29 protein-coding genes are annotated in these 24996 nt (G+C 63.7%); 7 read left to right on the forward strand and 22 right to left on the reverse strand.

Going from position 1 to position 24996, the window contains the following annotated elements; genetic code table 11:
- Positions 1 to 264 precede the first annotated feature (264 nt).
- The 12 genes from GTP41_RS15980 to tyrS all read right to left on the reverse strand — a co-directional run bounded on the left by GTP41_RS15980 (position 265) and on the right by tyrS (position 8965).
- A complete protein-coding gene (locus tag GTP41_RS15980) occupies positions 265 to 777 on the reverse strand; it encodes a GNAT family N-acetyltransferase (RefSeq protein WP_161026567.1) in 513 nt (170 codons plus the stop codon).
- A gap of 3 nt (positions 778 to 780) precedes the next feature.
- Positions 781 to 1218: a hypothetical protein gene (locus tag GTP41_RS15985; RefSeq protein WP_161026568.1), complete on the reverse strand. Its 438-nt coding sequence runs from the start codon at positions 1216 to 1218 to the stop codon at positions 781 to 783.
- Positions 1219 to 1229: 11 nt separating this feature from the next.
- Positions 1230 to 1658, reverse strand: coding sequence for a DoxX family protein (locus tag GTP41_RS15990; protein WP_161026569.1), 429 nt, complete (start codon positions 1656 to 1658; stop codon positions 1230 to 1232).
- Positions 1659 to 1724: 66 nt separating this feature from the next.
- Positions 1725 to 2303 (reverse strand): Holliday junction branch migration protein RuvA, encoded by a 579-nt coding sequence (ruvA, locus tag GTP41_RS15995; RefSeq protein ID WP_161026570.1) that lies wholly within the window; start codon positions 2301 to 2303, stop codon positions 1725 to 1727.
- Positions 2304 to 2322: 19 nt separating this feature from the next.
- Positions 2323 to 2859: a crossover junction endodeoxyribonuclease RuvC gene (gene ruvC / locus GTP41_RS16000; RefSeq protein ID WP_161026571.1), complete on the reverse strand. Its 537-nt coding sequence runs from the start codon at positions 2857 to 2859 to the stop codon at positions 2323 to 2325.
- A gap of 124 nt (positions 2860 to 2983) precedes the next feature.
- On the reverse strand, positions 2984 to 4558 hold the full coding sequence (gene purH / locus GTP41_RS16005; RefSeq protein ID WP_161026572.1) for a bifunctional phosphoribosylaminoimidazolecarboxamide formyltransferase/IMP cyclohydrolase: 1575 nt from the start codon (positions 4556 to 4558) through the stop codon (positions 2984 to 2986).
- 91 nt (positions 4559 to 4649) lie between these two features.
- Positions 4650 to 4883: a helix-turn-helix domain-containing protein gene (locus GTP41_RS16010; RefSeq protein WP_028102293.1), complete on the reverse strand. Its 234-nt coding sequence runs from the start codon at positions 4881 to 4883 to the stop codon at positions 4650 to 4652.
- A gap of 43 nt (positions 4884 to 4926) precedes the next feature.
- Positions 4927 to 5943, reverse strand: coding sequence for a tRNA dihydrouridine synthase DusB (gene dusB / locus GTP41_RS16015; protein ID WP_161026573.1), 1017 nt, complete (start codon positions 5941 to 5943; stop codon positions 4927 to 4929).
- Positions 5944 to 6017: 74 nt separating this feature from the next.
- Entirely contained in the window at positions 6018 to 6659 is a 642-nt protein-coding gene (locus GTP41_RS16020; protein ID WP_202419756.1) for a histidine phosphatase family protein, read from the reverse strand.
- On the reverse strand, positions 6656 to 7270 hold the full coding sequence (locus GTP41_RS16025) for a YbhB/YbcL family Raf kinase inhibitor-like protein (protein ID WP_202419757.1): 615 nt from the start codon (positions 7268 to 7270) through the stop codon (positions 6656 to 6658). The genes GTP41_RS16020 and GTP41_RS16025 overlap by 4 nt, the downstream gene beginning before the upstream one ends.
- Before the next feature lie 16 nt (positions 7271 to 7286).
- Complete coding sequence (dtd, locus tag GTP41_RS16030) at positions 7287 to 7736, reverse strand: D-aminoacyl-tRNA deacylase (protein WP_161026574.1); 450 nt, start codon at positions 7734 to 7736, stop codon at positions 7287 to 7289.
- Entirely contained in the window at positions 7733 to 8965 is a 1233-nt protein-coding gene (gene tyrS, locus GTP41_RS16035; RefSeq protein WP_161026575.1) for a tyrosine--tRNA ligase, read from the reverse strand. The genes dtd and tyrS overlap by 4 nt, the downstream gene beginning before the upstream one ends.
- Positions 8966 to 9121: 156 nt before the next feature.
- On the opposite strand from tyrS, the gene GTP41_RS16040 reads away from it, so the two are divergent.
- On the forward strand, positions 9122 to 10501 hold the full coding sequence (locus GTP41_RS16040; protein WP_161026576.1) for a M23 family metallopeptidase: 1380 nt from the start codon (positions 9122 to 9124) through the stop codon (positions 10499 to 10501).
- An 81-nt stretch (positions 10502 to 10582) separates the two neighbouring features.
- Positions 10583 to 11674, forward strand: coding sequence for an anhydro-N-acetylmuramic acid kinase (locus tag GTP41_RS16045; RefSeq protein WP_161026577.1), 1092 nt, complete (start codon positions 10583 to 10585; stop codon positions 11672 to 11674).
- Positions 11675 to 11742: 68 nt separating this feature from the next.
- Here the strand turns inward: GTP41_RS16045 and erpA are convergent, their stop codons facing one another.
- From erpA to rplM, 8 genes are all read right to left on the reverse strand, one after another.
- On the reverse strand, positions 11743 to 12099 hold the full coding sequence (gene erpA, locus GTP41_RS16050; RefSeq protein ID WP_161026578.1) for an iron-sulfur cluster insertion protein ErpA: 357 nt from the start codon (positions 12097 to 12099) through the stop codon (positions 11743 to 11745).
- A 73-nt stretch (positions 12100 to 12172) separates the two neighbouring features.
- Complete coding sequence (locus GTP41_RS16055) at positions 12173 to 12838, reverse strand: DUF6776 family protein (protein WP_161026579.1); 666 nt, start codon at positions 12836 to 12838, stop codon at positions 12173 to 12175.
- A gap of 12 nt (positions 12839 to 12850) precedes the next feature.
- Positions 12851 to 13888, reverse strand: coding sequence for an N-acetyl-gamma-glutamyl-phosphate reductase (gene argC / locus GTP41_RS16060; RefSeq protein ID WP_161026580.1), 1038 nt, complete (start codon positions 13886 to 13888; stop codon positions 12851 to 12853).
- Between the two features lie 77 nt (positions 13889 to 13965).
- On the reverse strand, positions 13966 to 16122 hold the full coding sequence (locus tag GTP41_RS16065) for a peptidase domain-containing ABC transporter (protein ID WP_161026581.1): 2157 nt from the start codon (positions 16120 to 16122) through the stop codon (positions 13966 to 13968).
- The gene (locus tag GTP41_RS16070) at positions 16119 to 17384 is read right to left on the reverse strand and encodes an HlyD family secretion protein (RefSeq protein WP_161026582.1); all 1266 of its coding nucleotides are present in this window, start codon (positions 17382 to 17384) and stop codon (positions 16119 to 16121) included. The genes GTP41_RS16065 and GTP41_RS16070 overlap by 4 nt, the downstream gene beginning before the upstream one ends.
- Entirely contained in the window at positions 17381 to 18433 is a 1053-nt protein-coding gene (locus GTP41_RS16075) for an MvdC/MvdD family ATP grasp protein (RefSeq protein ID WP_161026583.1), read from the reverse strand. Before GTP41_RS16075 ends, GTP41_RS16070 begins: the two co-directional genes overlap by 4 nt.
- Before the next feature lie 165 nt (positions 18434 to 18598).
- Positions 18599 to 18991, reverse strand: coding sequence for a 30S ribosomal protein S9 (gene rpsI / locus GTP41_RS16080; RefSeq protein ID WP_161026584.1), 393 nt, complete (start codon positions 18989 to 18991; stop codon positions 18599 to 18601).
- Positions 18992 to 19000: 9 nt separating this feature from the next.
- A complete protein-coding gene (gene rplM / locus GTP41_RS16085) occupies positions 19001 to 19429 on the reverse strand; it encodes a 50S ribosomal protein L13 (protein ID WP_028102306.1) in 429 nt (142 codons plus the stop codon).
- A gap of 222 nt (positions 19430 to 19651) precedes the next feature.
- On the opposite strand from rplM, the gene GTP41_RS16090 reads away from it, so the two are divergent.
- Genes GTP41_RS16090 through GTP41_RS16105 form a run of 4 tightly spaced genes read left to right on the forward strand, consistent with a single transcriptional unit; the run spans position 19652 to position 23447 of the window.
- Positions 19652 to 21082 (forward strand): alpha/beta fold hydrolase, encoded by a 1431-nt coding sequence (locus GTP41_RS16090; RefSeq protein WP_229502905.1) that lies wholly within the window; start codon positions 19652 to 19654, stop codon positions 21080 to 21082.
- On the forward strand, positions 21079 to 21813 hold the full coding sequence (locus tag GTP41_RS16095) for an ABC transporter ATP-binding protein (RefSeq protein ID WP_161026585.1): 735 nt from the start codon (positions 21079 to 21081) through the stop codon (positions 21811 to 21813). The genes GTP41_RS16090 and GTP41_RS16095 overlap by 4 nt, the downstream gene beginning before the upstream one ends.
- On the forward strand, positions 21810 to 22994 hold the full coding sequence (locus GTP41_RS16100) for an ABC transporter permease (protein ID WP_161026586.1): 1185 nt from the start codon (positions 21810 to 21812) through the stop codon (positions 22992 to 22994). Before GTP41_RS16095 ends, GTP41_RS16100 begins: the two co-directional genes overlap by 4 nt.
- Before the next feature lie 30 nt (positions 22995 to 23024).
- Positions 23025 to 23447 carry an OsmC family protein gene (locus GTP41_RS16105; RefSeq protein ID WP_161026587.1) on the forward strand — a complete coding sequence of 141 codons (423 nt, stop codon included), beginning with the start codon at positions 23025 to 23027 and terminating at the stop codon, positions 23445 to 23447.
- Here the strand turns inward: GTP41_RS16105 and GTP41_RS16110 are convergent.
- Both GTP41_RS16110 and GTP41_RS16115 read right to left on the reverse strand, forming a co-directional pair.
- Positions 23434 to 23994 (reverse strand): flavodoxin family protein, encoded by a 561-nt coding sequence (locus GTP41_RS16110; protein WP_161026588.1) that lies wholly within the window; start codon positions 23992 to 23994, stop codon positions 23434 to 23436. The two genes, GTP41_RS16105 and GTP41_RS16110, sit on opposite strands and share 14 nt — an antisense overlap.
- The gene (locus GTP41_RS16115; RefSeq protein WP_161026589.1) at positions 23991 to 24464 is read right to left on the reverse strand and encodes a DUF2938 domain-containing protein; all 474 of its coding nucleotides are present in this window, start codon (positions 24462 to 24464) and stop codon (positions 23991 to 23993) included. Before GTP41_RS16115 ends, GTP41_RS16110 begins: the two co-directional genes overlap by 4 nt.
- A 69-nt stretch (positions 24465 to 24533) precedes the next feature.
- Between GTP41_RS16115 and GTP41_RS16120 the strand changes: the two genes are divergently transcribed.
- Positions 24534 to 24941, forward strand: coding sequence for a helix-turn-helix domain-containing protein (locus GTP41_RS16120; protein WP_161026590.1), 408 nt, complete (start codon positions 24534 to 24536; stop codon positions 24939 to 24941).
- The last annotated feature ends 55 nt before the right edge of the window (positions 24942 to 24996 follow it).

Raw genomic sequence — 24996 nt, forward strand, 5'->3', positions numbered from 1 at the left:
CTCCACCAGCGCTGGAGGCAGCTCCTCAGGCCCGATATGAACCCGGTGATCAACGTCACGCCAGGCGTGTCGCCTTTCGCTGGCTTGGAGTATTCAACAACAGTGCCGCTAAGGCCGCCCTTCGCTTTTTAGGTTGATTTGCGACCGACGACAAGAGTCCAGTGCGCGAGCGGGGATGTGCAGAAAAACATGCAGGTTGGCTGCACTCAAACAGTTGATTAATTAGCCACGCCATTGTAACCAACCTCCCCTATCGGCGACGCTTTACTCAGGAATCCAGTACATGTAAAGCGCCGTTTCATGCGCCACCTCGGGTTGCGTGCGATAGACGAAGCTGTCCATTCCCCCTACTTTGAAGCCGTTGCGCAGATAGAGCCTGCAGGCAGGCACATTATGGGTTTGAGTTTCCAGTCGAATGCCCTTGAGCTGTTTACTGGCAGCCCATTCTTTTGCGAAGTTGATCAATCCGGTCGCGACGCCTGACTTGCGCTGGCTGCGTGCGACGACGATGTGCTCGATGGACGCCAGACCGTTCCAGGTGGCGGTGAGTTCAATCTTCCCAACGAGGGTGCCGTCCATATATGCCCCGTATGCCTCAACGTCCTCGTCCAGGGAGTCATCGGCATCATAGGACTTGGAGAACGGTGTAACACTGCGAACGTCCAGCCGGAACTCGCCATCGGTAAAGGAAATGTCCAGGACTTCGTTGCAAGTGAAGGTATTCTCCAGGCGATCCAATGCGGCGGCGTCTTGTTCAGAGATCCTTGCTATCTTCATGCGTCAATGCCTCGCGATCGACATCGGCCGCCAGCGCTGCCACAGGCCGACCAGATGGATGGCGCCAAAACCCAGGCAGATGGCAGAACTCCACCATGCAAATGCCGTGGCGTGCTGCGGCTGAAGCAGCGCAATTGGAAGGACGGCGAGGCCGCGCAACAAGTAAATACCGGTAATGATGCACAAGCCGGTGCGCAGCAAGGGCAGGCGGCGAATGGCGCCGGCCGCTGAAAGCGCATATAGCGCCCAAATGCCCAGAATGAGCGCAATGCCGGCAGTGATAAATCCAGGCACCAAACTGCCTGCCTCCGCCATCTGTGCCATCTCCTCGCCAGCACCGAAAAAGCGGTACCAGGGAGCGCCGAAATAGATGCAGCCAACGTGCAGGAGTGCTGCTGCGCTGCTCAGGAGCGCACCCAGGATTAAGGGTTTGTTGGGCATGGGCATATTCTCTAGGGACTCGTCACGGGACGGCGCAGGTTGAAGTGCCGAAGCCCCACGCACAAGAGCGCCACGATCAGCAACACGCTGTATTCGACACCGTTTCTACCCAAGCCAACGACGAACCAGCCCTCCTTGGCATGGACCAGCACGATGCCCGCCAGGTAAATAGTCGAGAAAATGAGGGATAAGGGAAAAACGCCCCGCCCTACCATCAACAGAAACGGACCGATCATCTCGATAATCGTCACGGACCAGGCGATCGGCGCCCCGAAAGGGATGCCTTGTGAGTCCAGCCAGGCCCCGAACGGGACTACCCCGCCATGCAGGAGACGCGCCCAACCGTGCGCCGCAATCAAGCCGGCCAGCGCGATGCGGAGAATCGTCCACAATGCATTTTCGTCCAACCTTGTTGTCACCATCGCCTCCTGAACATTCAAGATCGCAGCAATGTATCACGTTGCGCTTCCCGCGCCGCGTTTCTCCCCGCCTGGGAACGATGGCGTTTAGCCTTTGGACAGCGCTTTCAACGCTTGCTTGATGCCATCGGAAACGGTGGCGCCGGCCGGGACAGACTTCAGCGCCAGCGTGGCTTCCTTGTCGGAGTAGCCCAGCGCCAGCAGTGCGTTCAGGATGTCGGCCTGTGAATCGTGGATCGGGTGTGCGCCGCCCGCGCCAATGTCGGCGCCCAGCTTGCCCTTCAGTTCCAGCAGCAGGCGTTCAGCAGTCTTCTTGCCGATACCGGGAATCTTCACCAGGCGCCCGGCTTCCTGCAGGGTGACAGCTTGCGCCAGGTCGGCGATAGAGAGGCCGGACAGGATCGACAGCGCGGTGCGCGCGCCGACGCCGCTGATCTTGATCAGTTGGCGGAACACGGCGCGTTCTTCAGCATTGCCGAAGCCGAACAGCAGGTGCGCGTCCTCACGGATGGTCAGGTGGGTGAACAGGCTGACTTTTTCGCCGACACCGGGCAGGTTATAGAAAGTGGACATGGGCACGTCCACTTCGTAGCCGACGCCTTGTACGTCGACCAGCAGTTGCGGGGGATTCTTTTCAAGCAGGATGCCGGTGAGGCGACCGATCATGTTCTTCCTTTGGAGACGGTTAGCCGACCAGGCGGCCGCGTTTCATGCGCAGGCCGGACAGGGCGGGATGGACGTTGGTGACGACGGACAGCGTGGCCTGACTATGGGCGTGGCAAATGGCGATGCCGAGGGCGTCGGCGGCGTCGCTGCCGGGCAGGCCGGGCAGCGCCAGCAGGCGCGCGACCATGTCCTGCACCTGGGCTTTGGTGGCGCGGCCGGTGCCGACCACGGCTTGTTTCAGCTGTGTCGGCGAGTATTCGGCGACTTTGAGTTCGTGCGTGACGAGCGCGCAGATCGCGGCGCCGCGGGCCTGGCCCAGCAGCAGCGTGGATTGCGGATTGACGTTGACGAAGACTTTTTCGATAGCCGCGCAATCGGGCTTATAGGTAGCGGCAACTTGCGCCACTCCATCGAGGATGACTTTAAGACGTTCAGGCAGGTCGCCCTCGCCGCTCTTGATGGTGCCGGAGGCGATGTAGCGCAGCTTGTTGCCCACCTTTTGGATAACGCCAAACCCAGTGGTGCGTAAGCCAGGGTCGATGCCGAGAATAATCATTCCCGGATTGTACATGTCCACTTTGGGGTCAGGAACGAAAGTGGACATTTTTTGCCTACAACCAAAAATTGTCCACTTTTCTTCCTGACCCCATAGTGGACAAAAGTTGCTTGGTGCTTAGTGCTTAGTGGCGGAAGTGGCGGGTGCCGGTGTACAGCATGACTACGCCGCGTTCGTCGGCGGCGTCGATCACTTCCTGGTCGCGCATGGAGCCGCCTGGTTGGATCACGCAGGTGGCGCCTGCATCAACCACCACGTCCAGGCCGTCGCGGAATGGGAAGAAGGCGTCGGAGGCGACTACGGAACCGGTCAGCGACAGGCCGGCGTTCTGCGCTTTGATCGAGGCGATGCGTGCGGAGTCGATACGGGACATCTGGCCCGCGCCCACGCCCAGGGTCATATTGCCGCCGCAGAAGACGATGGCGTTCGACTTGACGTACTTGGCTACGCGCCATGCGAACATCAGGTCCGCCAGCTGCTGCTGGGTAGGCTGCAGCTTGGTCACCACGCGCAGTTCCGACTGCAGCACGTTCTTGGAGTCGGCCGACTGCACCAGCAGGCCGCCGCCAACGCGCTTGAAGTCCATCGGGTTCACGCCGTCGCCCAGCGGGATTTCCAGCAGGCGCACGTTCTGCTTGGCCGACATGATCTGGCGCGCTTCGGCGGTGAAGGAAGGAGCAATCAGCACTTCCACGAACAGCTTGGCCAGTTCGGTGGCGGCCGCGCCGTCCACTTCCACGTTGAAGGCGATGATGCCGCCGAAGGCGGAGGTCGGGTCGGTTTTCAGCGCGCGCTGGTAGGCTTCCAGTGCGTTCGCGCCCAGGGCCACGCCGCATGGGTTGGCGTGCTTGATGATCACGCAGGCGGTGGAGCCCATGGACTTCACGCATTCCCACGCTGCATCAGCGTCGGCGATGTTGTTGAACGACAGTTCCTTGCCCTGCAGCTGGCGGTAGTTGGCCAGCGCGCCGGCCACTGGCGCCAGGTCGCGGTAGAAGGCAGCCGACTGGTGCGGGTTTTCACCGTAGCGCATGTCCTGCACTTTTTCGAAGGCCACGTTCAGGGTTGCCGGGTAGGCGGAGCGGGTTTCGTGCTTGCGGTCCGGGCCCAGGCTGGAGAAGTAGTTGGTGATGGCGCCGTCATACTGCGCGGTGTGCGCGTACACCTTCTTGGCCAGGTTGAAGCGGGTTTCGTAGGACACGTAGCCTGGGGCGTTGTCGGTGCCCTTCATTTCCGCCAGCACCACGCCGTAGTCGGTCGGGTCGCAGATCACCACCACGTCTTTGTGGTTCTTGGCAGCGGAGCGCAGCATGGCCGGGCCGCCGATGTCGATGTTCTCGATCGCGTCTTCCAGCGAGCATTCGGCCTTGGCCACGGTCGCCTGGAACGGGTACAGGTTCACCACCACCATGTCGATGGTCGGGATGCTGTGCTCTTCCAGCTTGGCGACGTGCTCAGGGAAGTCGCGGCGGGCCAGGATGCCGCCGTGGACTTTCGGGTGCAGCGTCTTCACGCGGCCATCCAGCATTTCCGGGAAGCCGGTGTAGTCGGCCACTTCAGTGACCGGCACGCCGTTATCGGCCAGCAGTTTCGCAGTACCGCCGGTGGACAGGATGTTGACGCCCATGGCCGACAGGGCCTTGGCGAAATCCAGCACGCCGGTCTTGTCGGAAACGGAGATGAGAGCTTGTTTGATCATAGCTATGGGGGGAAGGTTGTTGAAATCTGTACAAAACCCACCGGCCCCACGGCCCGTCGCGGCCAATAGGGACCGGGACGCGGAATCAGCCTCAGAGCAGGCCGTGTTCCTGTAATTTCTTGCGCAAAGTATTGCGGTTGATACCCAGCATCTGGGCGGCGTGCGACTGGTTGCCGTCGGCGCGGCCCATCACCACTTCCAGGATAGGACGCTCAACGGTCATCACTACCATGTCGTACACGTTCGATGCTTGCTGCTCGCCCAGGTCGTTGAAGTAGTCCTCCAGGCTTTTCTGGACTACTTCCTGAATGCTTTCTTTGCTCATTTTATTATCGATCTTGCTAAATTTTTGCCAACGCCGGCGCGTGTTACGCAGCCAGCGGTTCTGCGGCGAGGCGGTATTGTAACCGCTCGCCGTACTTCCATTGGGATTCGAAGAAGCTGTCGACTGCGCGCAGTTGTTCTGCGGTCGACTCGAGGCGGTTCATCTCCTGCCGGAATTCCTCCCCGCCCGGGAGGTCGCGCACATACCAGCCGATATGCTTGCGCGCGGTGCGCACGCCCAGGAATTCGCCGTAGAAGGCGTAGTGGGCCTGCAAATGTTCGTCCATCAGCTTGCGCACCTCGGCCACCAGCGGCGCCGGCATATGCTCGCCGGTGCGCAGGAAATGGTCGATTTCGCGGAAGATCCATGGTCGTCCCTGGGCGGCGCGGCCGATCATCACGGCGTCGGCGCCGGTCTTATCGAGCACGAAACGCGCTTTCTCAGGGGTGGTGATGTCGCCGTTGGCGACCACCGGGATGGTCACTGCCGCTTTGACGGCGGCAATGGTGTCGTATTCGGCGTCGCCGGTGTAGCCGTCGGCGCGGGTGCGGCCGTGCAAGGTCAGCATCTGGATGCCGGCCTGTTCGGCGATGCGGGCGATGCGCAGGGCGTTCTTGTTCTCGCGGTCCCAGCCGGTGCGGAATTTCAGGGTGACCGGCACGTTCACGGCCGGCACCACCGCTTCCAGGATGCGCTGCACCAGGTCTTCGTGCTGCAACAGGGCGGAACCGCACCAGTTGTTGCACACCTTTTTCACCGGGCAGCCCATATTGATATCAATGATCTGGGCGCCGCGGTCGACGTTGAACTTGGCGCAATCGGCCAGTTCTTCCGGCACCGCGCCGGCGATCTGCACCGCTTTCGGCTCCATTTCGCCGGTGTGGTCGGTGCGGCGCGAGGACTTCTCGCTGGCCCACAGGCGCGGGTTGGAAGCGGCCATCTCGGACACGGCGTAGCCCGCGCCCAGTTCCTTGCACAATTGGCGGAACGGGCGGTCCGTCACACCTGCCATAGGCGCGACAAAGACGTTGTTGCGGAGCTCGTGGGGTCCGATTTTCACTTATAAAATCCGTAATGCTACTTGGGAAAGGGGGCTATTTTAACCGATCCACTGCCCAAAAACTAAGCACTTTTTTAGATAATGTCGTCCATCGCCGCCGCCAGGTGCGCCACCTCGCCCCATTGCACGAGCGATAACACCCCGTTACCGTAGGCAAATCGGTTGATGCTGGCGTTCTTCACCTGGAAATCGCGCGGGCCGTCGATCGACAAGCCACATGCCGCACGGTAGGCGCATTCCAGCACGCCGCCGTGGGCCACGATCAGGATGGACTGGTCCGGGTATTGGGCGGCCCAGCGCGCGATGCCTTCCTGGCAGCGCTGGTAGAACTGGCGGAAGCTCTCGGCCACGCGTTCGCCGGCCGGCATCACCGCGTCCACGTCCCTCGCCTGCCATTCCGCGAACTCGATCGGGTAGCGTTCCGCGATCTCGGTATATAAAAGGCCCTCGAAGGCGCCGTAGCCGCGCTCGCGCAGGCCGGCGTCGGTATGCAGTGGGACCTGCGGATGCAGCGCGGCCACCGCCTGGGCGGTCTGCACGGCGCGTCCCAGGTCGCTGGAGATGATGGCGTCCAGCGGCTCCTTTGCCAGCGCGCGGGCCAGGGCTTCAGCCTGGCGCTCGCCGGTGGTACTGAGGGGGATGTCGGTATGGCCTTGCAGGCGGCGCACGGCGTTCCACGCGGTTTCGCCGTGGCGGATCAGGAGGATTCTGGTCATTCAAATAAGGAGTACGTGCCGATCACCTGCGCCTCGTCGAGGATGTGGCCGTGCATGGCTTGCAGCACGTCCTGGCAGGTGAAGCGGCCTTCCAGCTCCAGGCGCGAGATGTCCAGCGCGTACAGGCGGAAAACGTAATGGTGGATGCGCTCGTCGTTCCATGGCGGGCATGGGCCGTCGTAGCCGTAATAGTCGCCGGCCATGTCCTGGTCGCCCGCGAACCAGCTGGTGTAGTCGTTGATGCCGTGGCGCAGGGGGGCGTGCAGGGTGGCTGGTTTGCCCTTGGGCGTGACGTTTTGCGAGAACTCGCCGGCGGCGATGCTGTTGCGGGTGGTCGGGATGTCGATCAGCGACCAGTGGAAGAAGTCGGCGCGCGGCATGCTCGCTGGCAGGGTGGCGCCCTCCTTGTTGACGTTGGTGCCGTCGGTGGGGGCGTCGCCGTCGATGCAGAGCAGGACCAGGGATGCGGTGCCGCTTGGGACTTCGGACCAGGCCAGGTGCGGGTTCTTGTTGGCGGACAGGCGCACTTTCGTGGCCGCGTCGCGCACGGCGAAGGCGAAGTCGCCCGGAATGGCGGCGCCGTCTTCGAAGGAATCGCTCCAGAGTTTCATCTTCGCCCCCAGCATTCTAAGTTTTTGGATTGACCTGCAACCAGAAGGTCACCGGCCCATCATTGGTCAGCGACACCTTCATATCCGCCCCGAAGACCCCGGTGCCAACGACCGGATGCTTCGAACGCGCCTGCGCCACAAAGTACTCAAACAAGCGCTTGCCATCGGCCGGCGCGGCAGCCGGACTGAACGACGGCCGCGTGCCGGAATTGGTATCCGCAGCCAAGGTGAACTGGGGCACCAGCAACAAACCGCCCGCCACATCCGTCACGGACTTGTTCATTTTGCCAGCATCATCGGAAAACACGCGATACGATAAGAGCTTGGCCAGCAGCTGGTCCGCCTCCTTCTCCGTATCGCCCTTCTCCGCGCAGACCAGCACCATCAGCCCGCCATCGATCGCGCCGGTCGTTGCGCCATCCACAACGACCTGGGCCGACGTCACCCGCTGCAGCAGCCCGATCATGCCGACAGGGTCACTTTCGCGAACTTGCGCTTGCCCACTTGCATCACAAAGGTACCGGCTTCAACTTTCAGGCCCTTGTCCGAGATCACAGTGCCATCGATCCGCACGCCGCCCTGGTCGATCATGCGCAGCGCCTCCGACGTCGACGCGCACAGGTTGGCCTGCTTCAGCAGCTGCCCGATACCGACCGGCGCGCCAGACAGCGCCACTTCCGGCACATCATCCGGAATGCCGCCCTTGGAACGGTTGACGAAGTCGGCCAGCGCATCCTCGGCCGCCTGGCGCGAGTGGAAGCGCTCCACGATTTCCTGCGCCAGCGCCACCTTGGCATCGCGCGGGTTGGCGCCGCCAGCGATCGCCTGCTTCAGGCCCGCGATGTGCTCGACCGACTGCCACGACAGCAGCTCGTAGTAGCGCCACATCATCACGTCCGAAATCGACATCACCTTGGCGAACATGGTGTTGGCCGGCTCGGTGATGCCAATATAGTTGTTCTTCGACTTGGACATCTTCTCCACGCCGTCCAGGCCCTCCAGCAGCGGCATGGTCAGGATGCACTGCTGCTCCTGGCCGTAATCCTTTTGCAACTCGCGGCCCACCAGCAGGTTGAACTTCTGGTCGGTGCCGCCCAGCTCCAGGTCGGCCTTCAGCGCCACCGAATCGTAGCCCTGCATCAGCGGGTACAGGAACTCATGCACGGAAATCGGGGTGCCGTTCTTGAAGCGCTTGGAAAAATCGTCACGTTCCATCATGCGCGCCACGGTGTAGCGCGAGGACAGCTGGATCATGCCGCGCGCGCCCAGCGGATCGCACCACTCCGAGTTGTAACGAATTTCGGTCTTGGCCGCATCCAGCACCAGCGAGGCTTGCTTGAAGTAAGTCTGCGCGTTGAGTTCAATCTGCTCGCGGGTCAGCGGCGGACGGGTCACATTGCGGCCGGACGGGTCGCCAATCATGGAGGTGAAATCGCCGATCAGGAAGATCACCTGGTGGCCCAGGTTCTGCAACTGGCGCATCTTGTTCAGCACCACGGTGTGACCCAGGTGCAAGTCCGGCGCCGTTGGATCCAGGCCCAGCTTGATGCGCAGCGGCACGCCGGTCTTTTCCGAGCGCGCCAGTTTTTGAGCGAATTCGCTTTCGATGATGAGCTCGTCCACACCGCGTTTGGTGATGGCGAGGGCTTCCTGGACGCTGTCGCTCAGCGGCAGGATTTTGTTATCTGTATTCATGTTTAGCGCGATTCTCTCAAATTGTTGGCACGGCTCAGGACTTTGCTATAATGCCCGATCCCATCAATCTTGCCCGATGAAATCGAATTAAATCAACAACTTAGAACAAAATACCAAGAATCCTAAAAGTTCAAGCGGCAAATTTTAACTGATTGCATGAACCCTATAAACAAGTTCACAAGCTCACGCTTGTACAATCTGCTAGGTTCGACGCGAAAAGCCCGGATCATCAGCGCATCGGCACTCTTCCTCGCCGTATGCGCTTTTGGTGCAGCTGGCGTGGCACCGCTCGCCCCCGACGCGAGCGACTTGCCCGTCACCACGATTGCCCAGGCGATCCAGCTCCCCGACCTTTCCACGCAGATCAACGCCCTGCAGCAGCAGGAAGCCAGCCAGAAATACGTCCACGAAGAAAAGATTCGCGCCGGCGACACCCTCGCCACGCTGCTGAACCGTCTGGGCGTGGAAGATGACGCTGCTGAAGAATTCATCAAGAAAGACAAGACCGCGCGCGCCATTATGCAGCTGCGCAGCGGCAAGCGCGTGCAGGCGCAGACCGACGAAAACGGCAACCTGCTGTGGCTGAAAGCCACCGTTGTGGACGGCAAAGACAACCCCGTCAAGAATATTCTGGTCACCCGCACGGGTGACGCCTTCACGGCCGAAGAAGTGGCCGCGAAACTGGAGCGCCGCGTCGAGATGCGCGCCCGCGAAATCACCACCACCTTGTACGCCGCGACCGACTCCAGCTCGGACGGCAGCAGCCTGCCCGACTCGATTGTTGCCCAGATCATCGAGATGTTCTCGACCAACATCGACTTCCGCTCCGACCTGAAGCGCGGCGACCGTTTCAACGTGGTGTACGAAACCTTCTGGCAGGACGGCGAGTTCGTGCGCGCCGGGCGCATCCTGGCGGGCGAGTTCACCAACAAGGGCACTACCTACCAGAGCGTCTGGTTCGAAGACCCGCAGACCAAATCGGGCGGCGGCTACTACAGCTTCGACGGCAAATCGCTGAAGAAAGCCTTCCTCAAATCGCCGCTCGAGTTCTCCCGTATTTCGTCCGGCTTCGGCATGCGCACGCACCCGATCGCCGGCAAGTGGAAGCAGCACAAAGGCACTGACTTCGCCGCCCCCACCGGCACCCCGATCCGCGCCGCCGGTGACGGCGTGATCGACTTCGCCGGCGTGCAAGGCGGCTACGGCAACGTCATCGTGATCAAGCACTGGGCCAACTACTCGACCGCCTACGCGCACATGAGCCGCTTCGGCACCGGCATGCGCAAGGGCGCCAAGGTCAGCCAGGGCGACATTATCGGCTACGTCGGCTCCACCGGCTGGTCCACCGGCGCCCACCTGCACTACGAATTCCGCGTCGCCGGCGAAGCCAAAGACCCGAACAAGATGAACATCACGGCCCAGGCCCCGCTGACGGCTGCTGAAATGGCCCGCTTCAAGACGCATGCCGGCGAGATGATCCACCGCTTCGCCCTGCTGCGCCCCAACAGCAGCATCAGCAACCTCGCCGCCAAGTAATTGGGCGAAAAGGAACAAAAGGCGCGCATTTGGGCGCCTTTTTTCCATTTGACGCGCCTGCGTCCACACTACAATACGAGCATGAGCTTATATATCGGATTGATGTCAGGCACTAGCCTGGATGGCGTGGATGGCGTTCTGGTCGACTTCTGGGCCGGTGCGGCGCGCACCATGTCGGCCGCCTACGTCGAATTCCCGCAAGCGCTGCGCGACGAGCTGATGGCGCTGCAAGCCCCTTCCCCCAACGAGATCGAACGCGAGGCGGTGGCCGCCAACCAGCTGGCGGAAATCTATGCCGGCTGCGTGGCGCAATTGCTGGCCAAGTCCGATATGAAATCAGCCGATGTGCGCGCAGTTGGCGTGCATGGCCAAACCATCCGCCACCGCCCGGAACTGGGCTTCACCCGCCAGACCAACAACCCGGCCCTGCTGGCCGAACTCTGCGGCATCGACGTGATCGCCGACTTCCGCTCGCGCGACGTGGCGGCCGGCGGCCAGGGTGCGCCCCTGGTGCCCGCCGCCCACATGGCCCTGTTCGGCAAAGAAGGGAAGACCCGCGTGCTGGCCAATATCGGCGGCATCGCCAACATCTCGCTATTGCACAAGGATGGCAGCGTCGGCGGCTACGACACCGGGCCCGGCAACGTGCTGATGAACGCGTGGATCACCCGCCACAAGGGCGCGGAGTACGACGACAACGGCGCCTGGGCCGCCACCGGCCAGGAAGTGCCGGGCCTGCTGGCCGCGCTCCTGGCGGAGCCCTACTTCGCCCTGCCCGCGCCGAAAAGCACCGGCCGCGACCTGTTCCATGCCGACTGGCTGGACGCCCGCCTGGCGCCGTTCGCCAGCGCCCGCGCGGAAGACATCATGTTCACCCTCACCCGCCTGACGGCCGTCAGCCTGGCGCGCGCAATCGCGCCGCACGGCTCGGATGCGGTCTATGTCTGCGGCGGAGGCGCCTACAACGCCACGCTGATGCGCGAGCTGCAGGCCGAGTTGGGCGAAGCGGTCAAGGTCCAGTCTACCGATGCGCTCGGCGTGCCGCCCAACCGGGTCGAAGCGCTGGCGTTCGCCTGGCTCGCCTACCGCTTCGGCGAACGCCAACCCGGCAACCTGCCATCCGTGACCGGCGCGCGCGGCGAACGCATCCTCGGCGCTCTCTACCCCCGTTAACGGCTGAGCCCGTGTCAACCCAGGGGTCTGACCCCAAGGTTGACACGGGCTCGGCTGTACCGTTTGGCTTAGACGGAGAAGGAGGAACCGCAGCCGCAGGTCGAGCTGGCGGTCGGGTTCTTGATCACGAATTGCGCGCCTTCGAGGTCGTCCTTGTAGTCGATCTCGGCGCCTACCAGGTATTGGTAGCTCATCGAGTCGATCAACAGCTGGACGCCGTTCTTCACCATGGTGGTGTCGTCTTCGTTGACGATTTCGTCAAACGTGAAGCCGTATTGGAAGCCGGAGCAACCGCCGCCCTGCACGAATACGCGCAGCTTCAGGTCCGGATTGCCTTCTTCCTCAATCAGTTGCGCTACTTTCTCGGCCGCTGCGTCGGTGAAAACGATCGGTGTCGGAATTACGTCGTCGGCTACTGCATTCATGTGTTACTCCTACTTAAAATCAGTTGTCCCATTATAGTCCATGCCGGAGGCGGCCGCTTCGCGTCATCCGCTTTTAACGTAGCGTCGTTGTTTGGCTGGCAACGACTTTTCCCTTTTCCGTCATACGGACCGCGACACTTACGGCTTTGGCGCCTTCGGGCAGCTCCAATGTGCCGTCCACCCGCTGGTATTGTTCGATCGTCATGTCGTAGCGTTCGGCGCCCGCTTTCGGGTATTCCAGCACGCTTTGCTTGCCGTCCTGCTCGACCGTTACCGCCAGCTGCAGCCGGCCAGCCCAGGCGGCGGGGCCCTTCTTCTTTGCCCCATATTGGAGCAGTACGGTGTAATGCAATAGCCGGGAAGATGCCATGCGCGCTTGCATGCCCCGGATGAGCAGGCCGCTGCCCGGTTTGGCGGCCGGCAGCACTTCTTCCAGCAGGGCCAGGTCAGCGTTGAGCTTGGCCAGCTCGGCGTCCGTCGCGCCCGGCGCCGACGGGGCCGCGATGGCGGGGCTGGCCTTCAGTTTTTCCGCCAGCGCGTCCCGCTCGGCGGTCACGCGTGCCAGTTCCAGCTCGGTGGCCGCCAGTTGCCGCGCAACGTTGGGGCCAACCTCGCCCTTGGAAGCGCCAATCACCCGCTGACCCAGGTCCACGCCCCACACCACCAGCACGCCGGCGGCGACCAGCACGGCCGCCAGGCCCAGCACGCGCGCCAGCATGGGCGGGCGCGCCTGTTCCATCCCGGTTTCCAATTATGGCATCAAGGCGATGGTTTGCAGGCCCAGGCCTTCGTCCAGGCCGAACATCAGGTTCATGCACTGCACGGCCTGGCCGGATGCGCCTTTCACCAGATTGTCCTGTACCACCAGCACGATCAGGGTGTCGCCGTTGTCCGGGCGGTGCAGCGCCAGGCGCAGCATGTTGGCGCCGCGGGTGCTGCGGGTTTCCGGATGCGAACCCCACGGCATCACGTCGACGAACGGCTGGTCGGCGTAGGCGTCTTCGAACAGCTTTTGCAGCTCTTCGTTCGACACGTCCTTGGTCAGGCGCGCATACAGGGTCGAGTGCATGCCGCGAATCATCGGGGTCAGGTGCGGGGTGAAGATCAGCTTGACCTTGTCGCTGGTGTAGCGCTGCAGCTGGGCCGCAGTTTCCGGGGTGTGGCGGTGGCCGCTCACGCCGTAGGCTTTGAAGTTGTCCGACGATTCGGAGAACAGGGTGCCGATTTCCGCCTTGCGGCCAGCGCCGGAGACGCCGGACTTGCAGTCGGCGATCAGGTGGCCGGCGTCGATCAGGCCGGCCTTCAGCAGCGGTACGAAGCCAAGCTGCATGGTGGTCGGGTAGCAGCCTGGGTTGGCGATCAGGTTCGCTTTCTTGATGTCTTCGCGGTTCAGCTCCGGCAGGCCGTACACGGCTTGCTCCAGCAGCTCGGGCGCGGTGTGGTCGATCTTGTAAGTTTTCTCGAACACGGCGCGGTCTTTGATGCGGAAGTCGGCTGCCAGGTCGATCACTTTTACGCCCTTGGCCAGCAGCTCCGGTGCCTGGGCCATGGCGACGCCATGCGGGGTGGCAAAAAACACCACGTCGCATTGGGTCAGGTCGACTTTGTCCGGGGAGGAGAAGGCGATATCCACGCGGCCGCGCAGGGAAGGATACATCTCAGCCACCGGCAGGCCGTCCTCCTTGCGCGAGGTGATCGCGGTCAGCTGGACTTCAGGGTGGGCGGCTAACAGTCGCAGCAGTTCCACACCTGTGTAACCAGTGCCGCCGACGATGCCTACTTTGATCATGTTCTCTTCCTTGCGAGGTAAATGTAAATGAGGGGGTCATTTTATCAAAACCGGCAAGGAAGGTTGGGCAGGCCCCATCAGGCGCGCAAGGCCTCCCCTTGTTCCTGCAGGAAATCGCGCACCAGCGCGCCCTGTGCCAGTTCGATCACGCGCTCGGCGGAGGCGATCGTCTCCTGCCGGTGCGCCACGATCACGCGCGTGATCGCCAGGTGGTGGATCGCGTCGTTGACGCGCCGTTCATTGCCGGTGTCGAGGTGGCTGGTGGCTTCGTCCAGGAACAGGATGCGCGGGCGTTTGTAGAGGGCGCGCGCCAGCACCATGCGCTGCTTCTGCCCGCCGGACAGGCTGGAGCCCATCTCGCCAATCAGGGTTTGGAAACCCATCGGCATGGCGCGGATATCGGCGCCGATGGCGGCGGAATCGGCGCATTGTTCGAGCCAGGCCATGTCGATCTGCTGGTCGAAGAAGCACAGGTTGTCGGCGATGGTGCCGGCGAACAGCTGGTCGTCCTGCATCACGGCGCCCAGCATGGCGCGGTAGCGGCGCGCGCCCAGCTGGGCCAGGGGAAGGCCGCCTACCAGGATCTCGCCCTCGGTCGGTTCGAGAATCCCGATCAGCAGCTTGAGCAAGGTGGTCTTGCCGCAGCCGGACGGGCCGACAATGGCCACCGACTGGCCGGTGTGGATCACCAGGTCCAGCCCGCGCAGCACCCACGGGTCGGCGTCGGAATAGCGGAACGAGACGCCGCGCAGCTCGATATCGAAGCGCTCGGGCAGCGCTGGCGCAGCGTGCTGCTCGTCGCCCTCCTCCCCCTTTTCGCGCTCGGTGAGCACGATGTCGGCCAGGCGCTCGCCTTGCAGCGACAGCATGCGCAAGTCCTGCAGCTTGTCCACCAGGGCATAGGCGCGGCCGGTAAAAATGCCTTTGTAAGCCAGGAAGGCGTACAGCATGCCGAGCGAGAAGCTGTCGCCCATAACCAGCCGCGCGCCGAGCCAGACCACGGCCACGTTTTCCACCCCGGTCAGCAGCGCGTTGCCGGTCTTGAAGTAGAGCGCCAGCTTGTCGCAACGGATATTGCGGTTGGCGGCCGCCACCTGGGCGTTGAGCCAGCGTGCATGGCGCACGCGTTCATGGTTGAACAGCTTGATGGCCTGGATGCCGCGCACCGATTCGTAGAACAGGGTCTGTTCGCGCGCCTTGAAATTAAGCTGCTCTTCGTTGGCGCGGCGCAGCGCCAGGTACAGGGCGGCGCGCAAGCCGATGTAGACCGCCAGCGCCAACGCCACCACGCCGGTCAGCATGGGGCTGTAGAGCAGCAGGATGGCCAGCGCGGCCAGCGCCATGATGCCGTCCAGGATGGTCTCGATGAAGCTGCGCGACAGCGTCTGCTGGATCATGTTGACGGAGCCGAAGCGCGACACAATGTCGCCCATCGAGCGCTTCTCGAAGAACCAGAGCGGCAAGTGCAGCAAATGGGTGAAGACGTTGGCGATCCACTGCAGCCCGACATGGGTGCTGATGTACATGACGACCCAGGAGCGGAACGCGCCGACCGCCACCTGCACCAGCATCAGCATGCCGAAGCCGAGCGCGAACACGGTCAGCATGTCGTTGTCGGCGGAGGCGATGGGCCCGTCCACCACCAGCTGCATGAAGAGCGGGGCCAGCAAGGCGAAGGCTTCCAGCGCCAGCGCCAGGGCGAAGGTCTGCACCAGGGCGCCTTGCAGGCCGCGCACCTGGCGCACCAGCTGGCCGATGCGCACGCGCGGGCGCTCGGCGCGCGCTTCAAAGCCTTCCGTCGGCGTCAGCTCCAGCGCGACGCCGGTGAAGGCCGTATCCACCTGCGCGGCGCCGACAGTGACATCGCCGATCGCCGGGTCGTGGATGCGGATGGAGCGCAGCTTGCCACGAGCGTCGAGCCGCACTTTTTTCAGGACCACGAAGTGGTTCATGTTCCAGTGCAGCACGCACGGCATGGCCAGGTGCTGCAACTCTTCCAGCTCAATGCGCACCGGACGGGCACGCAGCTTGAGCGCGCCGGCGATATCGACCAGCGTTTTGAGCGAGGCACCGCGCATGCTGAGGGAGAAGCGCTGGCGCATGCCGAGCAGGTCGATCTCATGGCCATGGTAGCTGGCCACCATGGCCACGCTGGCCAGGCCGCATTCGGCCGCCTCGCCCTGCATGATCAGGGGCAGCCGCTGGCGGCGGCCAAAGTTCAGGCCAAAGTTCATAGCGTCTCCTGCAAGCGGTACAGCGGCGCGAAGATCCATTCGGCCAGGGTGCGGCGCTCCTGCGGGAAGCGCACGTCCACCGCCATGCCGGCGCGCAGCTTGTGCAGGGTGCCGTCAACGCGGATGGACTGCGCCGGCAGCCCGACCCGCACGCGGTAGCGCGCTTCGCCGGCAGCGTCGGGCGCGTCCGCCTGCTCCTGCTTGCTGAGGGTGGCGTTGGGCACTTCCAGGACGCGCCCTTCGAATTTGGCATAGCCTTCATTGGGGTAGGCGGCCAGGCGGATCGCCACCGGATCGCCTTCGCGGATAAAGCCGATGGCGTGGGTCGGCACGAAAATCTGGGCTTCCAGCTGCGAGCCCGCCGGCACAATGGTGAGCAGGGTCTGGCCGTCGATGCGCTGGCCCGGCTCGGCCAGCACGGCGGTCACCTGCCCTGCTTGCGGCGCGGTCACCAGCACGCGGCCGCGCGTCTGCTGCGCCACGCGGTCCTGCTCAATGTCGAGAATCTGGCGCTGGTAGCCGGAACGCGCCAGCGCCAGCTTGCCGGCGGCGGTATCGACGGCGGCCTGCGCCTCGGCCAGTTCGCGCACCAGGCCAAGCCGGTTGCGCTGCATATCGTGCAGGCGGCTTTGCTGCTCCAGCAGCTCGTCGCGTTTCAGCTGCAAGGCCAGCGGCGACAAAAAACCCTGGGCTTGCGCTTGCTCGTGCCGCTCGTATTGCACCTGCTTGGAGGCGAGGCGCTCGGCCTGCACCGCAAGCGACTGGTCGAGCTGCGCGATCTCGCCCTGCATGGAGGCGACGCGCGCGCGCGCTTGCGCATTCTCGCGCGCTGCCACCTGGCTGGCTTGCTCGGCATCGGACTGCACCAGCGATTGGCGCGACTGCAGGTTGCCCAAGGTTTCTGCGGCGGCGCCGCGACTGCGGTTGTCCTCCTGCGCGAACATCACTTCCGACGACACCACGTACAAGACCTGGCCCGCCGCCACCTGCTGCCCTTCACGCACGCGGCGTTCGACAATCACGCCCGGCTGCGGCGATTGCACTTTCAGCAAGCCGGCGTCGGGGGCCAGCAGGCCGGATGCGGCGACGCGCTTGGTGTACTGGGCGTGGAAAATGAAGACCATCAGGCAGGCGGCAAACGCCAGCATGCTCCATGCGATCAGGCGCATCGACACCGGCTGCAGCAGCACCGCCTGACCCAGCCAGTCGTCATGCCGGGCCGCGCGCTGCGACGCGGGCCGGAACAGGGGGCGCCGGCTCATGCCGCCAAGGCCGAGTTGTGCGCAAACCATGCCGCCATGGAGATCGCAGGCGGCTGGCCGGCTTGCGCGTGGATGTCGCCAAAGGCGAGGAAGCGGCAGAACGCATCCAGCATCGGGATCGCGGGATCGGCAATCTCGTTGAACAGGAATTGGCCCCAGCGGTTAATTTCGAGGAACACCACGCCGCCCTCGGGCGTCACGATCAAATCGATACAGCCGAACGCCAGGCCCAGCCGCGCGCAATACTGCACGCATTGCTGCGCCAGTTCGGGCGCCAGCTCGGTGGCGTGCAGGTTGCTCAGGCCGCGCCCGCCTTCGGTGCGCCAGTCGATCGACGGGCCGTCGCGCTGGCTGTCAATCAGGGCGGCGATGGCGGCCTGCCCCATCACGGTCACGCGCAGCTCGTGCTTTTTCTCGATGCGCTGCTGATAGATGGCGGGGCAGGCGCGCACCGCATAGTCGCTTTGCAGGTGCTCGCGCGCGATGGCGGAGGTATTGGCCAGCGTGCGCGAACCGTCCGGGTTGCGCCATTGCGCCGGCGCGAACGATTTGTGGATGATGCGGCCCTGGTGCTGCTCGAAAAACGCGCGCACTGTCTCCACGCTGTTGCCGACCAGGGTGTCGGGGATCGCAAAGCCGCACTCGCGCGCCAGGGCCAGTTGGCGCAGCTTGTTTTCGCAGGCCTCGTTGGCGTAGAACTCGTTGATCCAGCGCGTGCCGGCATGGCCCAGGTAGGGCAGCAGCGCGCGCACGAAGTGCTCGGCGGCTTTCTCGATCACCGCCAGGTCGTCGGGGTGGGCGCCGTCCATGGGCGTGGTCCGGCCCATGCGCCGCAGCCAGACCACGTCGAACGCGGCCTGCTGCTGGCCATCGCCCAGATCCAGGCGGGCGGCCGGCGGGCGGTCCGGGCCGATGCGGTAGCTGGCCTGGCCCAGGCGGGGGTAATCCTCCCAATACCAGATGCAGGGCGCAGCGCCCATCTGCTGCAGCCCCCATTCCACGGCGGCCACATGGGGGTCGTTCTTGCGCGCGACGATCAGAATACGCATGGCGGTATTAAACTAATGTAAATCACAAATAGTTTAATTAGGATAACGCCAATAGTAGTAATTTAGTAATTTTCGTTTGTGCAATTTAAATTATTTGTGGCGAATTCACACAAATGAAAAAAGCCGCTGGAAACCAGCGGCTTTTTTGTCCAGCCAAGAAACGGATTAACGCTTCGAGAACTGCTTTGCGCGACGTGCTTTGCGCAGACCAACTTTTTTACGTTCAACTTCACGCGCATCGCGAGTGACGTAGCCGGCACGTGCCAGATCGCCCTTCAGGCCTGCATCGTAGTCGATCAGTGCACGGGTGATACCGTGGCGCACTGCGCCTGCCTGGCCGGATTCGCCGCCGCCGTGAACGTTGACTTTGATGTCGAAACGTTCAACGTTGCCGGTCAGTTCCAGCGGCTGACGGATCACCATCAGGCCGGTTTCACGGGAGAAGTACTCAGCTGCTGGCTTGCCGTTCACGATGATCTGGCCGGTGCCAGCTTTGATGAACACGCGAGCAACTGCACTCTTGCGACGGCCGGTGCCGTAGTTGTAGTTACCGATCATGTCAGTTCCTTAGAATTCGAGTGCTTTTGGTTGCTGGGCAGCGTGTGGGTGGGAACCCTCAGCGTACACTTTCAGCTTCTTGATCATGGCGTAGCCCAGAGGACCCTTCGGCAGCATGCCTTTCACCGCTTTTTCCAGGGCGCGGCCTGGGAAGCGCTGTTGCATCTTCAGGAAGTTGGTCTCGTAGATACCGCCTGGGTAACCGGAGTGACGGTAGTAGGTCTTCTCGGTTGCTTTGGTACCGGTCACGCGCAGTTTGCCTGCGTTCACGACAACGATGAAGTCGCCGGTGTCAACGTGAGGGGTGAATTCTGGCTTATGCTTGCCGCGCAGTCGGCGTGCCACTTCGCTGGCAACACGGCCGAGGACTTTGTCCGTCGCGTCAATCACGAACCAATCGCGCTGGACTTCATGGCCCTTAGCGGAAAAAGTTTTCATGTTTGAACTTTCTGTGAGTTTAAAAACGCTCTATCGGTGGTTCCGCCCCTGTACTTCAGCGGACGCAGCCTTCTTGTTGAATTTTCCCGAGCGAAAAGGAAAGCTGGCGATTGTAGCGCGGATCGGCTTGCCGAGTCAACCCTGCCCCGGTACCGTGTTTCCGTTGCTAAGCAAATATTGCAGAGCTACTATGGAGCTCCAGAACCATAAGAGGAGACGGCCATGGTTTCCCCCATGCTGCGCCGCCTGGTGGCGACGGCCGCGCTGCTGGCGCCGGCCCTGGCACTGGCCCAAGGCCAGGCCGGCAAGGATTGCCACCTGCCCGGCACCGAGGAATCGCTGCGCTGCCACCGCCTGGCGGTGCCGCTCGACCACCGCGCCCCCGGCGCCACCCTCAGCCTGCACGTGGTGGTGGCCCCGGCCCTGCGCGAATCGGCCCGGCGCGACCCCTTGTTCCTGCTGGCCGGCGGCCCCGGCGAGGCGGGCAGCGACCTGGTGCCCCTGCTGAACACCACCTTCCGCAAAGTGCGCGCCACGCGCGACATCGTGCTGATCGACCAGCGCGGCACCGGCCTGTCCGGCAAACTCGATTGCAAGCCCGGCAAAAATGTCGAAACCGCCACGGAAGACCAGCTGCTGGCCGAAACCCGCGCCTGCATCAAGGGCCTGAACAAGCGCTTCAACTTGTATACAACCGAGCAGGCCGCGCGCGATATCGAAGCGGTGCGCAGCGCCCTGGGCTACGGCCGCATCAACCTGTGGGGCGGTTCCTACGGCAGCCGCCTGGCCCAGACCTATGCCCGCCTGTATCCCGCCGGCGTGCGCGCCATGGTGCTGGACGGCGTAGCCGCGCCCGACCAGGTGGTGCCGGCCGGCGCGCGCGACGCGCAGGCGGCGCTGGACGCCCTGTTCAAGCAATGCGCCGACGATGCCGTGTGCGCCGCCGCCTTCCCCAACCTGCGCGCCGAGTTCGACGCGCTGGCGGCGCGCCTGGCCAAGGCGCCCACTACCCTGAACCTGCCCGACCCGCGCACGGCGGAAGCCAGCCAGGTGGAAATGACCAGCATGCGCTTCCTGGGCACGGTGCACAACATCCTGTACTCGCAGGCCGACAGCCGCCGCCTGCCCTTTCTGATCCACAGCGCCTACCAGGACCGCTGGCAGCCCTTCATCGCGCGCAGCAATGTCTCGCGCGACTTCGCCTCCGACGGCGGGCCGGCCATGCCGCTGCACCTGGCCGTGGTGTGCGCCGAGGACTTCCCGCGCCTGACGCCGCAACTGCTGGCGGAGGACACCAAGGGCACCTTCCTCGGCGCGCCGCAGATCATGCGCATCGGGCAGATGTGCGAGGCCATGTCCGTGCCCGCCGTGCCTTACAAGGAGCCGAGCATGATCGAAGCGCCGGTGCTGCTGATGTCCGGCGCGCTCGACCCGGTCACGCCGCCGCGGCGCGCCGAGTCCGCCCGCAGATACATGAAGAAGGCGCAACACCTGGTGGTGAAGAATGGCGGCCATATCGTCTCGCCCCTGGGCTGCATGCCACGCCTGATGCGCAGCTTCCTCGACCAGCCGGAAACCGCGCTCAAGGCCGACTGCCTGAGCGAGATCCCGGCGCCCACTTTCCAGCTCAATAGCGCGGGACCGCAACCATGATCGAAGTCCAGAACCTCTGCAAGCGCTTCGGCAAAGTCCAGGCACTGGCCGGCGCCAGCTTCACCGCGCGCAACGGCATCATCACCGCCCTGCTCGGCCCGAACGGCGCCGGCAAGACCACCCTGCTGCGCACCCTGGTCGGCCTGCTGCAACGCGACCACGGCACCATCTCCATCGACGGCGTCGACCCGGCGCTCGACCCCATGGCGGTGCGGCGCAATGTGGGCGTGCTGACCGACCAGTTCGGCCTGTACGAACGCCTGACCACGCGCGAATACCTGCGCTACTTCGGCGAGCTGAATGACATGGCCGACGCCGCCATCGACGAGCGCACGCGCGAGGTGACCGAGCTGCTGTCGCTGGAAGACATCATCGACCGCCGCGCCAAGGGCTTCTCGCAAGGCCAGCGCATCAAGGTCGCCCTGGCGCGCACGCTGCTGCACCGCCCGCGCCACCTGTTGCTGGACGAGCCAAGCCGCGGCCTCGATGTCATGAGCACGCGCGCCCTGCGCCGCGCCCTGGCCGCGCTGAAAGCCGACGGCTGCTGCGTGATCATGGCCACCCACGTCATGCAGGAAGTGATCCACTCCTGCGACGACGTGATCGTGATCGCCAAAGGCACCACCGTCACGCAGGGCACACCGCAGCAGCTGTGCGAGAAAGCCGGTCTGTCCAGCCTGGAAGACGCCTTCGTGCGCCTGGTCGGCACCGAGGAAGGGATCGAACTGTGAAACTCAAATTCCCCATTGTGCTGCGCAAGGAGCTGGTGGAAACCCTGCGCGACCGGCGCGCCCTCAGCCTCTTGCTGCTGTTCGTGCTGATGTACCCCTTGCTGGTCGGCCTGGTGCTGCACCGCCAGATCGACCGTGCCACCAAGCCGGAACGCGAAGGCGTGGAGCTGGCCGTGATCGGCGGCGACCAGGCGCCGACCCTGATGAACCAGCTGCGCCAGCGCAATGTCAACATCACCGAGCTGGAGCCGATGCAGGACGAGGAAATCAATTCCCTGCTGCGGCGCCAGACTGTGACCGCCGTGCTGCGCCTGACGCCGGAATTCGCGGAGAACTATCACGCCATGCGCCCGGCGCGGGTCGAGCTGTGGTTCGACTCCGCCTCCGACAGCGCGCGCAAGCTGGACGAAGTGGAATACGTGCTGCGCGACTACAGCCGCAATATCGCCAGCGCGCGCCTGCTGGCGCACGGCGTCTCGCCGGTCAACCTGAACCCCGTGCTGGTGCAGCGCTACGACGCCGGCAGCAGCGCCGCGCGCTCGGCCAACACCATCAGCACCATGCTCGGCATCTTCTTCATCCCCGCCTTCATGTTCTGCATGAGCACCGCGGTGGACAGCACCGCCGGCGAACGCGAACGGCGCTCGCTGGAAGTGCTGATGGCGCAACCGGTGCGGCCGGCCGACCTGATCATCGGCAAATGGCTGGCCGCGTCCCTGCTGTCGATCGTCGGCATCACGCTGGAGCTGGCGATCGCGCACGGGATTTTGAAATGGCTGCCGCTGGAGGAAATCGGCCTGTCCTGGCGCCTGGGCTGGCGCGACCTGGCCATGGTCTGCCTGGCGTCGGTGGCACTGTCGCTGTTCGCCGCCGCGCTGGAAATCGCCCTCGCCATCAACGCCCGCTCCTTCAAGGAAGCGCAAACCCTGGTCAGCTTCACCATGATCGTGCCGCTGGTGCCGGTGATTGTGGTGCCGATGATGAACCTGTCCAATAGCTGGTGGATGTATATGGTGCCGGTGCTCTCCAACCAGACCTTGCTGCGCGAACTGGCCAAGGGCCAGAGCATCGGCCTGCTGCCCTTCCTGCAAACCTTCTTCAGCAGCCTGCTGCTGGCCATGCTGTGCGTCTGGTACACCGAGCGGCGCATGAAGAGCGAGAAATACATGATGACCGTATAATGCCCGGACGCATTTTACGGAGAGATTTCGATGGAAGTGAAAGTCAGCTGGAATGGCCCGTCGGGCATGAGTTTCCGCGCCCAGACGGGCTCGGGCCACATGGTCAATATGGACGGCGCGCCAGAAGGCGGCGGCCATAACCTGGCGCCGCGCCCGATGGAGATGGTATTGCTGGGCACCGGCGGCTGCACCGCCTATGACGTGGTGCTGATCCTGAAAAAGGGCCGCGCCGACGTGCAAGGCTGCGAAGTCACCCTGCAGGCCGAACGCGCCGAGACCGAGCCGAAGGTTTTCACCAAGATCAATTTCCACTTTGTCGTCACCGGCAAAGGCCTGAAGCCGGAAGTGGTCGATCGCGCCATCACCCTGTCGCACGACAAGTACTGCTCCGCCAGCATCATGCTGGCCAAGACCGCGCAAATCACCCACAGCTTCGAAATTATCGAAGCCTGAGCAGGGTCTCCGCAAAGCCCTGCCCGAACAGCAGGGCCGTCCTGATATCGCCGGCGGCGAAATCGTCGCTCGGCGCACCGTGGCCCGCCTGCGCCATCATGCCGGTCCACGAACCCAGGCGATTCGCCGCCTCCTCGTAAGGCACGCCTTGCTGTTGCTCGGGGATGATGGCATTCCCCGCCCACAGCATGCCGTGCTGCATGCAGAAGGTGAACATCGACATCAGCGTCGACTGTTTGTCCCCCGCCGGCAGCGAAGACACCGTAAAACCGCCAGCCAGTTTTCCCTTCAGTTGCTGCGCGCGCCACAGCTTGCCCGTCGCATCCATGAACGTCTTGAACACGCCCGACACGCCGCCCAGGTAAGTGGGCGAGCCAAGCAGCAAGCCATCGTACTGCAGCAAGGCATCCGGCGCGGCAGCTAACTCCGTCGCCTGAAGCACATGCACTTGAATCCCCGCCACCCTGGCGGCGCCCTGCGCGATATGCGAGGCGATGTGCGCGGTGTGCCCATGCGCGCTGTGATAAACGATTGCGATCTTCTTCATGCTGCGATTCCTTTGACGAGTAAAGCGGAGAGATAAAGTCCAAAGCCGAACACGGCATGGTTGGCCAGGCTGCGCAGGCAGTTCCTGATTGGCGCCGGCGTCTTGCTGGACGCGACACCCAGGCCCATCGCCGGCTGCATCACGAACAGCGGCGCGCCCACCGTGGCCACGCCGACCAGCAGCGCCGGCGCCAGCGTAGGCGCCGCCAGCCAGCCCGGCCCCGCCACCGCCACCAGCGCCGCCGCGAAAGCGATACCCGTCGCGTAATGCACCAGCCAGCCCAGCGCCCCCTCGCCCGGCACCGGCGCCGCCGCCCCGATCGAGGCATGCGCAAAGCGCCCCTGCGCCAGGTGGCCCGCCCAGCGGCCGATGAAGGCCATGTTCAGCGTCTTCACGCCCAGCCGTTTGAGCAGCATCAGCCACAAGTCCATGATCACGGTCGCGCCGATGCCGATAACGATGATTTCCATTGCAATCTCCTTGAACGATGTCCACACTGTAGAAGTTGAAGTCAACTTCAAGTCAAGGGATTTATGCCAATGGATATTGCCGAAGTCGCCGAGCGCGCCCACGTCGCCGCCTCGACCCTGCGCTACTACGAGAAAAAGGGGCTGATCAAGCCCGCCGGCCGCAACGGTCTAAGGCGCACTTACGCCCCCAGCGTGCTGGACACGCTGGCACTGATCGCCCTCGGCCAGTCGGCCGGCCTGTCGCTCGATGAAATCGGCGCCATGTTCACACCCGACGGCGGCACCGCCATCGACCGCGCTTTCCTGCTGGCCAAGGCCGAAGAAATCGAGGCGTTGGCCAAGCGCCTGAAAGCCATGAGCGAAGGTCTGCGCCACGCCGCCGCCTGCCCCGCCCCCAGCCACGCCGAATGCCCCAAATTCCAGCGCCTGCTGAAAGCCGCCAGCACCGGCGCCATCGAGCGCAGCCTGCGGCGGTGACAAAGTACGCATTTTGGAGGGGGTGCCGGCTGCTATCCTCTTGGGATTAATACAA

Origin of the sequence: Pseudoduganella guangdongensis (genome assembly GCF_009857475.1) — a bacterium.
In the GTDB taxonomy this organism is placed as follows: Bacteria; Pseudomonadota; Gammaproteobacteria; order Burkholderiales; family Burkholderiaceae_D; genus Rugamonas; species Rugamonas guangdongensis.